We start from the raw sequence: 12,888 nt of genomic DNA, 5'->3' as shown, positions 1-12,888 counted from the left end.
TTAAATTTCGGCCTTTTTTGTTTTCTTTAAGATTAAATTCAATTGCATAAAACAAAAACCCATTCTCTTATGGTAGAACCGAGTACACTTTCGGCAGTCGCTGAATTTCATCAAACCTTCAAGCACCCAATCCTTACAAGTCCACAGATTCCCGACAAAAAGAGGTGTGACTTGCGTGTATCACTGATTGCAGAAGAACTAAAGGAGCTAGAGGAGGCCATAGCGACCAATGATTTGGTGGAAGTAGCAGATGCGTTATGTGATATACAATACGTACTCTCGGGAGCCATATTGGAATTCGGTTTGGCAGATAGATTCAAGGAATTATTTGACGAGGTACAGCGTTCTAACATGAGTAAGGCTTGTAAAGACATTTCTGAAGCAGAAACGACTGTCAAACATTATCAAGACAAAGGAGTTTCTTGTTTCTATGAAAAGGAAGGGGAACTTTATCTAGTCTTTAGAGAGGGAGATAGAAAAACCCTTAAATCTGTCAATTATTCACCAGCAGATTTAAAGAAGATTTTGGCTTACTAATATTTATTCCCTAACTTTAAAACAGTTCACATTACTATTTTAACGCAAGTCCTAGCAAGGCCAAGAATATCTTAATTCTGTGAAGTAAGGAAGCTGATTGAAAACAATTCAAATGGTAAACTTACAAAAAGGCCATACCCAGCCATCATAAATTAAATTATTCCAATTACCAATATGAACCAATCCATCAAGTTCGTCGACTCGAACAATTCTCAGTTTTTTGCTACGATTAAATCTAGAATTGACCATTATTTCCAAAGTAATAATATATCTAAAACTGCCAATGGTCTGATGGTATTCAAGACCATTCTATACCTTACTCTGTTTGTTTCTTTCTACTTTCTGATTCTTTTTGAAGCATTTTCCCTTTGGGGCAGTCTTTTGTTAGCAATAGGACTTGGCGCTACCATGTCATTTATAGGTTTTAATATTTGTCATGATGCCTTACATGGCTCCTATTCCAAAAAACAATGGGTCAACAATTCTCTGGGATATATCTTCAATTTGATCGGTGCCAACGTTTATATTTGGAAAATAACACATAACAAAGTACACCATACATATACCAATATTATGGGTCATGATGGTGATTTGGACGTGGCTCCTGGCTTGATTCGTGTTTCTAAGGATGAAGAGATCAAACCAATACACAGGTATCAACATTTTTATGCTTTCTTCCTATATTCTCTTGCTTCTATTTCTTGGTTTTTCAGAAAGGATTATGTCAAATTTTTCCAAACGAGGATTGGGGCACATGTCAACAACCATCCAAAAATTGAATATTTCAACTTGTTCTTCTATAAGGTTTTGTATTACACAATGTACATTATCTTGCCATTAGTAATTATGGATATCACTTGGTGGCAATTTTTGATTGGTTATTTGGCTATGAATTTCACTATGGGATTGGTCTTGGGGTTGGTATTTCAATTGGCACATCTAGTAGAAGAGACACATATTCCACATCCGAAAGAAGATGAAAACATCGAAGAGTCTTGGGCAGCACACCAGATGAGAACGACTGCAAACTTTGCCAGAAAAAGCAAATTGGCAGCTTTTGTTTGTGGTGGCTTGAATTTTCAAGTAGAGCATCACCTCTTCCCAAAAATCTGCCACATACACTATCCAGCTATCTCAGAAATAGTCAAAGAAACGGCACACGAGTTTGACTTGCCTTATCATGACAATGAATCGTTTTTTTCTGCGCTAAAGTCTCACTACAACTTCCTTAAAAAAGCTGGACAAGCAGCTTAATAAAAAATTTAGAAAATAAAATCACGCAATAACCTCTCTAGGGATGTCTAAAGGCAGACGGGTAAGCAATTCATAGTTTACCTGCTGTGTGGACTCACCAAATGAAGCTACTGTGATTTCATTTTTCTTTTGCTTACCTATTAATACTACTTCATCACCTTTCTTGACACCGCTCAGATCTGTAATGTCGACAGCGATGCTGTTCATAGTCACTGTACCTACCACAGACACGATCTTACCAGAAATCAAAACCTTTCCCTGATTGCTTAGCAATCTGCTAAAGCCATTGGAATATCCAATTGGTATTAGTGCGATAACCATGTCTCTTGGAGCCATGTAGCTGGAGCCGTAACCGATAAAGTCTCCCATCTTGACTTTTTTCAAACTCATGATCGTACTTTTCCAATTGATCAAGCGCTTCAGTGGGTTTTTGTTGTTTTCAGGTAATGTCTTGAATTTGTACATGTAAGTCTCTTGGGTGGGCCAAAATCCATAAGATGCTATTCCTATTCTTACCATATCCATGATTGTTTCGGGATAACTGAATGTAGCCGCTGAACAAGCCGAATGAAACTTTTCAAATTCAAGACCTTTTTCGAGAAGCCAATCTTTGTAGGCCAAATACTTTTTTATTTGGTCCCTAACCCTCACATAATTCGACACACTTTCTGCTCCAGCATAATGGGTGCATAGACCAGCAAGAATCAAATGGTCTAGATTTGAATTCAGGATTTTATGTAATTTTTCTCTGTCTTCCCATTCAAAACCAGTTCGGTGAAACCCAGTTTCTACTTCAATGTGCACTTTGGCTTTGAGCCGAAGTTTTTTTGAAACTTTGATTGCTTCTTCAAGTCTATCAAACTCGAATACAAAAAAACTAATACCCTTCTCTATCAATTCCACCAAATCAGAATTTTCAAGCATTCCCATAATCATTATTTCAGATTGCTTTTTACTTGCATTGTAAGCCCTGAGCGCTTCCGCTGCACTGAATGCACTGAAGTGTCGAATACCAACACCTTCTGCTATAGGTACTATGTTTTCGATCCCATGACCATAGGCATTTCCCTTGATCACTGCTGAGATCGTGGTATTTTCACCCACTTCAGATCTCAAGAATTGAATATTTTTTTTATAAGCTGATTTGCTTATTTCGATATAGGAAGTATGATTCATAAATGGCTTGATAGACCCTGATGAAAAAACAGGGAAAATGGATTGTTGTTATGACTTTCAGGAAACTGAAGAAACTTTATCTATGGATTTGATTGATGATTTCTTCAAACATCTTTACTCCAGTTGGGATGATATCATCAGGGAAATCATAATTGTTTTCATGAAGTTGTGGTTGTTTTTTGCCAGCTCCCAGACCAAAAAGAAGCGTTTTGGTATGATTGGAAAAGTGTCCAAAATCTTCTGACCAACGAAAAGGAATTCTGATATGCTTGGTCTTAAGCTTTAGTTTTTTAGCAGCTTCGTTACCATATTCCCATGTTTCTTCACTATTATGTGTCGCATCAAATCCCTCAACATATTCAAATGAAATTTCAAGTCCATATTCTTTTGAAATTTGTGAACAAAGTTTTTCTGCATAAGTGACGAGCAAATCCCTTGTATCAGTTTCGTAAGCCCTTAAAGTCGCCATCACTGTAGCATCTCCAGGTGTAGTCCCAAAAGCAACTTCTCCAAGCTTAGCATGGATTACAGTGATCATAGTGAACTTCTTCATGGCATCGGGCAATTTTTGTAAAGCGACGATGATCTTGGACATTGCTTCTGCAGGACTATTGCCAGCTTCTGGATGCGATGCATGGGCATTTCTTCCTTTCAATTTAATTATCATACCAACAGAAGCCGCTGCAAACGCACCCTTTTTCATCACAATCTGATTTTTGTCATATCCTGGGAGATTGTGAAGAGCAAAAGCATAATCAGGTTTAATTTTGAGAAATTTATTGTCCTTAATCACCGATTCCGCACCTTTTCCAGTCTCTTCAGAAGGCTGAAAAAGCAATACTACCCGACCTTTTGAGGGTCGATGGTCTTTGAGCTGCAAACCTAGTCCCGCAACAATGGCCATATGGCCATCATGTCCACACAAATGCGATACACCTGAGACATTGCTTTGATGCTTTATATTGTTGTTCTCTACGATTGGCAAAGCATCAAGCTCACACCTGATAAGGGTAGTCATTCCTTTCTCTTTCCCTTCAAATACAAAAGCCACTCCATGCCCTCCAAGCTTATTGATAGTCAAATCTGGCTTAATCTTTTCAAAAAAATTTGCCACTCGGGCGGCAGTTTCCTTTTCTTCTCCTGATAGTTCAGGGTTCTGATGCAATGTTTTCCTGAATTCTTTGAGTTGGTTGAAAATCACTTTCTCCATTGATTTGATGGTTTTAGGTTAAAAATTGAATATAACATTACTTCTTTAACTGACAAAAATTGTACGGGGATTGTTCCTTAGGAAAAGAAATTAAAAAAAGCGTATTACAACAATCACTGCAGTTTCTTAAATTATCCCAATGATTCTTTCCCTTTCATCGCCTTACATACCAACTCCACATCTTTCATTCTGTTCAATTTCCAATCATATAAACACCTTCACAGGACATTTGATAATAACTGGGTAATGGAGAAATTTAGTAATGGTCAAAGAGTGTTGTACATTTGTTGCTACAGGCTAGCAAGCAGGATGGTAGGTCGACAAACAAAAAAGCCCCGGAACAATCGCTCCGAGGCTTCACTACTAATACTAACTAACTAATAAATTTTCAATATTTTTGAAATACACTTGATTTTCTGCATCTAAATCTACGAGAACAGCAGAGTCATTTTTGATATATCCTGATAAGATCTGTTTGGAGAGTTCGTTCAGCACCAGTTTTTGCATGGTTCTTTTGAGTGGTCTAGCTCCAAACTGAGGATCGAAACCAACTTTGCCCAAGTAATCAAGCACTTCTTTTGTCGCTTCAATATCAATCTTTGAATCTGCCAATCGGCTTTGGATTTCTTTCCACTGAATATCTACGATTTTTCTGATAACCTTCTCAGTGAGTGGCTCAAACATGATTGTTTCATCAATCCTGTTTAGAAATTCTGGACGAACCGATTTCTTCAATAGTTCATAGACTTCAGTTTTGGTTTTTTCCAAGATCTCTTCTTTATTCCAATCTTCAATTTCTGCAAAACGTTCTTGAATTAAGCTAGAGCCAATATTTGTCGTGAGGATGATAATTGTATTCTTGAAATTAGCGACTCTTCCTTTATTGTCTGTAAGCCTTCCATCGTCCAACACTTGCAAAAGGATATTGAATACATCAGGATGGGCTTTTTCTATTTCATCCAACAACACCACTGAGTATGGCTTTCTTCTAACTGCTTCTGTCAACTGCCCTCCTTCATCATAGCCTACATATCCTGGAGGAGCTCCAACAAGCCTACTGACTGCATGTCTTTCTTGATATTCTGACATATCTATCCTCACCATGGCGTTATCATCATTGAATAGGTACTCTGCAAGAGCTTTTGCCAATTCAGTTTTTCCGACTCCTGTAGTTCCCATGAAGATAAATGAACCTATTGGACGCTTTGGATCTTGCAATCCAGCCCTACTTCTACGCACGGCGTCAGACAATGCCGTGATTGCCTCAGTCTGACCAGCAACCCTTTTACCTAGCTCTTCTTCTAGATAGAGTAGTTTTTCCCGTTCGCTTTGGATCATTTTGGAAAGTGGAATTCCAGTCCATTTGGAAACTACCGCAGCGATATCTTCATGATCTACTTCTTCTTTCAATAGTGGAGATCCTTGCTGCATCTCTACTAATTGGGACTTGAATAGATCGAGCTTCTTCTCTGCTTCTACGATCTTGCCGTAACGGATTTCTGCCACTTTGCCAAAATCCCCCGCACGTTCAGCTTGTTCGGCCTCTAGTTTAAGTTTGTCAATATTTTCCTTTTCTGTACGGATCCCAGTGATTACAGCTTTTTCACTTTCCCACTTTACTTTGATACTTTGTCTTTTTTCCGATAGCTCAGCTATCTCTCTACTCAATACAGTTTCTTTATCTTTATTATTTTCTCTTCGAATCGCCTCCCGTTCAATTTCAAGCTGCATGATTCTTCTGTTGAATTCATCTAATTCTTGGGGCAAGGAATCGATTTCCATTCGGAGTTTGGCAGCAGCTTCATCCATGAGATCAATGGCTTTGTCAGGTAAAAACCGATCAGAAATATACCTTTGGGAAAGTTCTACAGCTGATATCACTGCGTCATCTTTAATTCTCACACCATGGTGTAATTCATATTTATCTTTGATGCCCCTTAGAATGGAAATCGCATCCGCAGCATCTGGCTCATCGACAATTACAGCCTGAAACCTCCTTTCAAGAGCCTTATCCTTTTCTATATATTTCTGATACTCTTTGAGTGTGGTAGCTCCAATAGCATGAAGCTCTCCCCTGGCTAAAGCTGGTTTCAGAAGATTGGCAGCATCCATCGCACCTTCCCCACCTCCACCAGCACCGATCAAAGTATGGATTTCATCTATGAAAAGAATGATCTGACCATCTGAATCAGTCACTTCTTTGATCACAGCTTTGAGCCTTTCTTCAAACTCACCTTTATATTTGGCTCCTGCGACAAGTAATCCCATGTCCAAGGATATCAAAGTCTTGGTTTTTAGATTTTCCGGTACATCTCCACTTACTATCCTTTGTGCCAAACCTTCCACAATGGCGGTTTTTCCAACTCCTGGCTCACCGAGTAAAATCGGGTTGTTCTTTGTCCGTCTTGCCAAAATCTGTAAGACTCTCCTGATTTCCTCATCTCTTCCGATTACTGGGTCTATTTTACCTTTTTTGGCAAGTTCGTTCAGGTTTTTGGAATATTTTTCCAAAGCCCTATATTTTGATTCTGCATTTTGGTCTGTCACTTTATTTCCTTGTCTAAGTTCTTTAATCGCTTCTATCAATGACTTTTCTTTTAAGCCTTGATCTTTTAAAATTTGCGCAGGCTTGTCTGAACCAGCCAAAATCCCCAAAATCAGATGCTCAATCGCAACAAACTCATCACCAAAGGTCTTCAGATAATCTTTTGCTTTGTTCAATACTTGATTTGTAGCATTTGAAAGATAGGCTTGTTGACCATCAGCTTTTGGGTAGCTTTTGATAATATCTTCCAGCTTTTGTGATATAATCTTTTTATTTACTGCCAATTTTTCGAAAATAAAATCTGTTACGTTTTCATCTTCTGTAAGGATTCCATTAAGCAAATGACCTGGCTCTATTACTTGCTGCTGTCTCGACATTGCAATCTCGGCAGCCTTTTGGATAGCTTCTTGAGATCTTGTAGTGAATTGTTTGAAATCCATCTTTTGTTTGATTTTGTGGTTACACTGAAATACTCAAATAATTAACCAATTGGATTTTGTGTAATTTTTCGGAAATATTGACAGATATTATACTCGGATTTAAGAAAAAACTGTCATTTTGTCTATACAGAAGTTATGAAAGCTTATTACTCACACTGTCCCTAAATCACAGTCAGACAAAAAAAGAGGCTGTACTATTTTAAGTAGTACAGCCTCTTTAAAAAAAACTTATATATATATATATATGATCTTGACTAGAAAATTAATCTTCTTTTGATTTATATCTCTTTAGGTCACGTTCATATTTCCCAATCTCGGAATTAGCTTTCTCTACGTCTATTTCCAACTCTTTCAATTTGAGTTCCATTTTGGCAATCTTATCGTTTGTAGTGCCCTTTCGAACAGCCTTTTCTATTTTAAGATTTTGTTGGGAATGTTTGATTTCAGCTTTTTGCCTCTTAGTCAATGCCTTGTCATACCCTTTTTGCGCCTTTTCCAAATTTTTAAGGCGTTTTTCTTCTGCCTTTTGCTCCGCAGCTATTCTTTTCAATTCTTTTGCTTCGGCTTTAAGTGCTGCTTTTTCTTCCTTCAAGGCTTGCTTTTCTTCCTTGGCGGCTCTTTTCATTTCAGCTACTTCTTCTTTTGTTTTTTCTTTTTCAGATTCTACTGATTGTGCAAAGCTTTGGGTGCTTACCAAAAAAGCCATCAAAAATATCCCGGCAATAATTTTTATCTTTTTCATAATCTATAAAATTGGTTAAACTTTTACTTAAATAATAGGAACAATAATTATTCCTAAATTCGATTTATACTTACATACACGCATAAGAGTAGCTAAACGTGTCACAATAAACACAAATTTAAATAAAATATGATCATTTGATTCTGTTTTGACAAGATATGAATTGAGGTATAATCTGTAGATTTCACCTTTATTTTTAAGATTTTAAGAATATTTATACCTGAAAAAACACTTTTTTTTGATAAAATAGCTGTCTGTTAAAACCTTATTTATAAATTAGAAAATAATTTTTATCTAATGGAAGTAATCGAACAATTTCAGTTTAATCTAATTTCAATACCTGTTTTTATAACGAGTATTTTATTATTGTTTCTAATTGTGCTTAGCAAAAAGAAAGTAAACAATTTTGGTGAACAATATTTTTTCTACTTGCTTATAAGCTGTTTCTTTTATGCCTTCTTTTATGGCTTTGAGATTATCTCTACCAGAATAGAATACATTGTGTTATTTTACAAGCTCGAACATATTGGCGGGGTATTTATCACACCATTGTTATTGGCATTTGTACTAAAATACTCCAAAAATGAAAACTTCCTCACAAAGTCCAACCTTTTCATTCTTTTTGGGCTAGCTGTTTTTTTTCTGGCGATATTATTTACAAATTCCTTCCATCATTTATTCTACGCATCTTTTGACATCATTGAGAATGAATATTACTCCGCTATCCTGTATGAGCCGACGATCTTCCATTGGGTATATGGTATTTTTAATGTATCAATAGTAATTCTAACCAATACACTCTTGATCAGGATGCTTTTGTTTGTACCAAATATCTATTCCAAGCAGGTTTTTGTGATATTGGTTGCATGTGTAGTACCATGGGTCACCTTGATTATAGATTTGGCCGGACTTTACACATTCCAATTAGACTTAGTCCCATTCTCACTAGCCATCAGTGCAATATTTGTATATTATGGCTTATTTAGATTGAATATTTTCAAATCAGCCCCTATCGCTTTTGATCAGATTTTCAATGAACTCAATGACGGTATCATCATTCTCAATTCCCAGGGAGATATAATCACTCACAATAAGGTCGCAAAAAAAATACTAAGAGTCAAACCACCATTGAGTAGTGAGAAAATCATCAGTGAATGGCCAATTTTAGAACCCTATTTACTTGTCAAAAAGCATGTGGATATCACAGAGTATACTATAAGCGAAAACCAAATCATCCAAATAAAGAGGGAAACAGCAATAGACCCAAGCTCTGTAGAAAACATGATACACTATATCATGATCAGAGATATTACGGCCGAAAAAATTTCTGAAAAACTCATAAAATCCAATGAATTGATGCTTAAAACGGCCAATGCAAATCTTTTGAGAAATGAAAAAATGCTCAAGTCAATTGCAATGGCCACCAAAGAACTTTTGTCTAATCCAGATTTTGCCTTAGCAACCCAAAAAGTAATTACAGTATTGGGAGAAGGAGCCAGTGTGGACAGAGTATATCTGTTTGAAAACAGTATAGGAGAAGACGGAAACTTATACAGCTCGCAAAGATTCGAATGGAGCGCTAGCGGAGTACCTCCTGAGATCAACAATCCAGTGCTACAGGACATCCCGATGAAATTTTATGGTGAAGCAGTTGGATATTTGGAGAAAAACCAAGTATATCAATCTATCGTCTCACAAATCCAAGATCAAGAACTCAAGGATTTACTGACTGGCCAAGACATCAAATCTATTCTACTAATACCCATCTTCATCAACCAAAGATTTTGGGGCTATGTTGGTTTTGACGATTGCACATATGAAAGAGTATGGAGTGATGCTGAATCGGCCTTGCTTTTGAGTTTTGCAGATAGCATTTCGAATGCCTTAGAAAGGAGAAACCTGGAGCAAAATCTCATAAAATCAATGCAGCAAGCAAGAGAGGCAAGTCTGGCGAAGTCCGAATTTCTTGCTAATATGAGTCACGAAATCAGAACACCACTGAATGGCGTAATAGGATTCTCGGATCTTTTGCTGCGTACAAGCTTGGACGAAAGACAAAGAAGCTACCTCAACTCAATCACGCAATCTGGAAATCTACTCTTAGAATTGATTAATGATATTTTGGATTTTTCAAAAATCGAAGCAGGTAAACTTGAGCTTAGCCCCATCAGGGTGAACCTAAGGGGAATTGCAGAAGAGTCTCTGAATGTAATCAAACCTGTGGCGGAAGTAAAAAATATTAAGCTAATTCTTTCCCTCGATCTTAAGCTACCTGATATCGTGATTTTGGACATGATCAGGATCAAGCAAGTATTGATAAACCTCCTAAGCAATGCCGTAAAATTTACAGATGAAGGTGAGATCGAACTATCAATTCAAGTCAATGAATTGAATGCTAACACCCATCAATCAAAAATTATTTTCTCAGTAAGAGATTCTGGAATAGGGGTGTCCAAAGAAAAAGAAAAGATTATTTTTGAGGCATTTGCTCAGGAAGACAACTCAACTACAAGAAAATATGGTGGTACAGGGTTAGGGTTGTCTATCTGCAATAAACTACTGGAATTGATGGATAGTAAACTTGAACTGGAAACCGAGCCACTAAAGGGTAGTGATTTCTATTTTGAGCTGGATGTACCATATGAAATTGGCGAATTGGACCCTGACTATCAAAAGAGTATAGAAAACAGCAATCAAGCTGAACCTAGGAATCTGGCAAGCATAGCACGAAAATTCCTTTTAGTAGACGATAACGCTGTAAATATGCTTCTGGCAAAAACCATCGTCCGAAGTCTTGTTCCAAACGCTACAATCTATGAAGCAAAAAATGGGTTGGAAGCAGTAAAAATGTATGAGACCTATTTTCCTGAAATAATTTTCATGGACATTCAAATGCCTGAAATGAGCGGATATGATGCAACCAAGAAAATTAGGATCATAGAAGAAAATGAAAAGAAAGATAGAGTGACTATCATTGCATTGACTGCCGGAACGGTCAAGGGAGAATATGGGCGATGCATAGAAGCTGGAATGGATGATTATTTAAGTAAGCCTATTTTGGTTTCTGACATTTCCGAAAAACTATTTAAATATCTAAAACCGGAAAGTCAAGAATCAGAAAATCTATACGAATCGAAATTTGAAGAATACAAAAAAACTGATCCTGAATTTTTTAAAGAATTGATCGAAGTAAGCAAGGAAAATATCACACTTCTTCACAGTGCGCTTATGCACCACATCGAAGAGAAAAACTTGATTAAATTAAAACAAACCGGACATGCCATCAAAGGTATAGCGCTAAATTTGGATTTGAAAAGACTAGTTCACTTGGCTAATGACGTTGAGAAATTAAAAGAACTTCCAACAAATGACAACGACAATAATTTCTCGGAAATTGACGAGGAAATTCAAAAAATCATTCAAAAATTGGATCAAGAAATCAAAGAACTGGAATAATATCAAAAACCTTCCAAATGATTTAATAAGTAATTGCTATGTTGCACGTAGGATAACAAGTGGCTTTGTAAGTTGCGAAGACTCTTCATCACACCACAGTTCACAGTCAATAGAACCACAAATCGTTCATCCAACAAACTAATGTTTGGCTACGTGTAAGAAAACGGATAATAAGAAATTCATGTGAAGTAAATCACAAAATAAAAAAAGGTAAAAGAAACAATTTTCCTTTACCTTTTTCAGAACAAAAATCAATACTCCTGCTTAAGTTATTTTTTTGCTATAGCTTCTACAGCATTCCATACCCTGAAGAAGTTCTTGTAGCAGATTTTCTCCAAATCTTCTTTAGAATAGCCAAGCTTCATCAATTCTGCAATCAAATTAGGATACATGGAAGCATCTTTTAGTCCATCTGGCAAAGTATCACCAACCCCATCGAAATCAGACCCAAGACCAACATGGTCTATCCCAACCATTTTCGCAACATAATCAATATGCTCGGCTACCTTCGACACATGGACAGTTGGCTTATTCTCTGACATATATGTTTTGATATATTCCATGGCTGCAGAGTCCCTTCTATCAAGCCCATTTTCCTCCATCCAAGACTGTATATGTGCTCTATTCTCTGTGTTTTTTTCTGAGAAAGATTGGTCTACAAAACTACCTCCAAATGTAATCATGACCATACCGTCCTTCTCAGCTATTTTTTTGATAATCTCATCAGAAACATTCCTCTCAAAACCAGGGGTAAATTTCCTTGCGGAACTATGGGTGGCCACAATAGGTGCATCGCTTATCTCCGCCACGTCGAAAAAAGTCTTATCCGTGATATGCGATACATCAATGATCATTCCCAGTCTATTCATTTCTTTGACTACCTCTTTACCAAAATCACTCAAGCCACCATGGGTCTCAGCATCGTCATACGAAGAATCTCCTACGAGATTATCTTTGCCATGGGTCAATGTCATGTAGCGAATTCCTTTGTCATAAAAATATTCGACATTCTCCAATTTATCTTCAATTGCTGCTGCATTCTCAATTCCCATAGGAAGGGAAAGTAAACCTTTACTGAAATTATCTTCAATTTCCTTCGGGGATTTTGCCAAAGCCAATTGATCTGGCCAGGTTTCCGCCAAACGCTCGACCATCATAATCAAAGTATCAGCAAGGTCTTTTGCCCCTCCCTTTTCCTGATATCCCGCCGGAATATAAATTGCCATAAACGGCGCATCCATCCCGCCTTCTTTGGCTCTTACATAGTCGATATTTCCTTGGTCACTTTTGTTTATGAAATCATAGACATCTCCAGTCATAGTATTTCCCATATTATACATTCGAAATGGCAAATCCATGTGGCCATCCACCAAAATGGTGTTTTTTGTGAATTCTTTTGCCATTTCCAATCTTTCTTCATCAGAGAGCAAAGAATAATCTACCTCTTTTTCTTTTTCACTACAGGAAATAGAAAGGACTAAACTGACTACTATTGGTAAGATTTTTTTCATAATGATTAGGTTTAATT

The 12,888-nt window shown here is 37.0% G+C and carries 8 protein-coding genes; 3 read left to right on the top strand and 5 right to left on the bottom strand.

The genetic code is table 11. From position 1 onward, the window contains the following. The first annotated feature begins 69 nt into the window (after positions 1–69). Positions 70–537: a pyrophosphohydrolase domain-containing protein gene (locus MM236_RS08185; protein WP_241274474.1), complete on the top strand. Its 468-nt coding sequence runs from the start codon at positions 70–72 to the stop codon at positions 535–537. Positions 538–711: 174 nt separating this feature from the next. Then, complete coding sequence (locus tag MM236_RS08180; protein ID WP_241274473.1) at positions 712–1,791, top strand: fatty acid desaturase family protein; 1,080 nt, start codon at positions 712–714, stop codon at positions 1,789–1,791. Positions 1,792–1,812: 21 nt separating this feature from the next. On the opposite strand, the gene alr is transcribed toward MM236_RS08180, so the two are convergent. The 4 genes from alr to MM236_RS08160 form a co-directional block, all read right to left on the bottom strand. Beyond that, on the bottom strand, positions 1,813–2,967 hold the full coding sequence (gene alr, locus MM236_RS08175; RefSeq protein ID WP_241274472.1) for an alanine racemase: 1,155 nt from the start codon (positions 2,965–2,967) through the stop codon (positions 1,813–1,815). A gap of 76 nt (positions 2,968–3,043) precedes the next feature. Then, a complete protein-coding gene (locus MM236_RS08170; RefSeq protein ID WP_241274471.1) occupies positions 3,044–4,177 on the bottom strand; it encodes an amidohydrolase in 1,134 nt (377 codons plus the stop codon). A 369-nt stretch (positions 4,178–4,546) separates the two neighbouring features. Next, on the bottom strand, positions 4,547–7,162 hold the full coding sequence (clpB, locus tag MM236_RS08165; RefSeq protein WP_241274470.1) for an ATP-dependent chaperone ClpB: 2,616 nt from the start codon (positions 7,160–7,162) through the stop codon (positions 4,547–4,549). Positions 7,163–7,424: 262 nt separating this feature from the next. Beyond that, positions 7,425–7,904, bottom strand: a complete 480-nt coding sequence (locus tag MM236_RS08160) for an Atg14 domain-containing protein (RefSeq protein WP_241274469.1) — start codon at positions 7,902–7,904, stop codon at positions 7,425–7,427. A 297-nt stretch (positions 7,905–8,201) separates the two neighbouring features. Here MM236_RS08160 and MM236_RS08155 point away from each other — a divergent pair, with 297 nt between their 5' ends. Further along, a complete protein-coding gene (locus MM236_RS08155; RefSeq protein ID WP_241274468.1) occupies positions 8,202–11,360 on the top strand; it encodes a histidine kinase N-terminal 7TM domain-containing protein in 3,159 nt (1,052 codons plus the stop codon). Positions 11,361–11,629: 269 nt separating this feature from the next. On the opposite strand, the gene MM236_RS08150 is transcribed toward MM236_RS08155, so the two are convergent. After that, positions 11,630–12,871 carry a dipeptidase gene (locus MM236_RS08150; protein ID WP_241274467.1) on the bottom strand — a complete coding sequence of 414 codons (1,242 nt, stop codon included), beginning with the start codon at positions 12,869–12,871 and terminating at the stop codon, positions 11,630–11,632. Positions 12,872–12,888: the final 17 nt, after the last annotated feature.

Source organism: Belliella calami, assembly GCF_022549695.1.
Classification (GTDB): Bacteria; Bacteroidota; Bacteroidia; order Cytophagales; family Cyclobacteriaceae; genus Belliella; species Belliella calami.
Note: the sequence above shows the minus strand (reverse complement) of the source record. Positions and strands in the feature narration are given on the sequence as shown.

Bases quoted from the DNA above. Each gene is read 5' to 3' on its own strand.
- MM236_RS08185 (WP_241274474.1), top strand. From the start codon at position 70: ATGGTAGAACCGAGTACACTTTCGGCAGTCGCTGAATTTCATCAAACC.
- MM236_RS08180 (WP_241274473.1), top strand. From the start codon at position 712: ATGAACCAATCCATCAAGTTCGTCGACTCGAACAATTCTCAGTTTTTT.
- alr (WP_241274472.1), bottom strand. From the start codon at position 2,967: ATGAATCATACTTCCTATATCGAAATAAGCAAATCAGCTTATAAAAAA.
- MM236_RS08170 (WP_241274471.1), bottom strand. From the start codon at position 4,177: ATGGAGAAAGTGATTTTCAACCAACTCAAAGAATTCAGGAAAACATTG.
- clpB (WP_241274470.1), bottom strand. From the start codon at position 7,162: ATGGATTTCAAACAATTCACTACAAGATCTCAAGAAGCTATCCAAAAG.
- MM236_RS08160 (WP_241274469.1), bottom strand. From the start codon at position 7,904: ATGAAAAAGATAAAAATTATTGCCGGGATATTTTTGATGGCTTTTTTG.
- MM236_RS08155 (WP_241274468.1), top strand. From the start codon at position 8,202: ATGGAAGTAATCGAACAATTTCAGTTTAATCTAATTTCAATACCTGTT.
- MM236_RS08150 (WP_241274467.1), bottom strand. From the start codon at position 12,871: ATGAAAAAAATCTTACCAATAGTAGTCAGTTTAGTCCTTTCTATTTCC.